This window comes from Peptoniphilus rhinitidis 1-13, from assembly GCF_000246925.1.
In the GTDB taxonomy this organism is placed as follows: domain Bacteria; phylum Bacillota; class Clostridia; order Tissierellales; family Peptoniphilaceae; genus Peptoniphilus_A; species Peptoniphilus_A lacydonensis.
This window is the reverse complement of sequence record NZ_BAEW01000038.1, coordinates 1-1,429: the sequence shown is the minus strand read 5'-3', so window position 1 is coordinate 1,429 and position 1,429 is coordinate 1. Positions and strand designations below refer to the sequence as shown.

Genomic DNA, 1,429 nt, shown 5'->3' with positions numbered 1-1,429 from the left:
TTTTTAAATTTGATCCACTTACCAAGGTAAAAAATTAACTTACATAGGAGGTTAAAATGCAAGCAATAAAGGTTTATAGTATGAGAGTTGCTATGTTATGTAGACTTTATGATCTTAAATTAATTAATGATAAGGAATATACAAAAATAAAAAATAGAATAGAAAATGATTATAAGAAGATGGATAGAAAGTAGTTAATCTTGTGATATAATAACACTGTAGAAAGATACAAAATGGGAAGGAGGTAAAATGAATACTAAAGTAAAATTAATAAAAGCTTCAAATACAGGAGCAAGAAATAGAAATGCACTACATTTAGATTTAAAACGTGTTGCAGCATATTGTCGAGTAAGCACAGATAGTAAAGACCAACTTGAATCATATAAATCGCAAGTTGATTATTATACAAATCTAATAAAAAATAATAAAAACTGGACTTTAGCTGGTATATACGCAGATGAAGCGACAACAGGAACAACTGCTACTAAAAGAGCTGATTTCATGAGACTAATTAGTGATTGCCAAAATGGAGATATAGACATGATAATTACTAAATCTATATCAAGATTTGCCAGAAACACATTAGATACTTTGAAATATGTAAGGCTTCTAAAGGAAAATAATGTTGGTGTAGTATTTGAAGAAGAAAATATAGATACTTTGACAATGGATGGAGAGCTATTATTAACAATATTAAGTTCAGTAGCTCAACAAGAAGTAGAAAATACCTCAGCCCATGTAAAAAAAGGACTGAAAATGAAAATGGAAAAGGGGGAGCTTATTGGCTTTCAAGGTTGCCTTGGCTACGACTATGACCCTATAACAAAAAGTATCTCTATAAATGAAGAAGAAGCCAAAATTGTCAGATACATTTTTAAAAGATATTTAGAGGGCAATGGTGGCTCAGTCATTGGTAGAGAACTAGAAGAGCAAGGATATCTTACTCCTAGAGGTAAAACAAAATGGTCAGACACTACAGTGTTAGGAGTAATTAAAAATGAAAAGTATATTGGCGATATACTAATGGGAAAGACCTTTACAGTTGATCCCATAACAAAAAGAAGACTAGCTAATTTTGGAGAATCTGATAAATATCACATTGAAAATCATCACGAGCCAATTATATCAAAAGAAGATTTTGAAATGGCACAAGAGATTAGACTCAGGAGAGCACAAAACAGAAACACTATTGCTAACAAGGATAGAAAGAGAGAAAAACTATCAAGACAATATGCTTTTTCAAGTATGCTGGAATGTGGATTTTGTGGTGAAATACTTTCAAGAAGAACATGGCACACTAGTTCAATTTACAAAAAAATTAACTGGCAATGTGTAAAATCAACAAAAAAAGGTAAAAAATATTGCCCTCATTCAAAAGGAATACAAGAAGCAGCAATAGAAAAAGCATTTGTTGAAAGCTATAGGCAAT

The 1,429-nt window shown here is 30.9% G+C and carries 2 protein-coding genes; both read left to right on the top strand.

Annotation, left to right across the window (positions count from 1 at the left end; translation table 11 throughout):
• The first annotated feature begins 56 nt into the window (after positions 1 to 56).
• Positions 57 to 194, top strand: a complete 138-nt coding sequence (locus tag RH95_RS09675; RefSeq protein WP_010248917.1) for a hypothetical protein — start codon at positions 57 to 59, stop codon at positions 192 to 194.
• A 55-nt stretch (positions 195 to 249) separates the two neighbouring features.
• Positions 250 to 1,429 (top strand): recombinase family protein (locus RH95_RS09085; RefSeq protein ID WP_010248914.1); only part of this gene is annotated, 1,180 nt, incomplete at its 3' end.

Coding starts and splice junctions, on each gene's coding strand:
- RH95_RS09675 (WP_010248917.1), top strand. CDS start 57: ATGCAAGCAATAAAGGTTTATAGTATGAGAGTTGCTATGTTATGTAGA.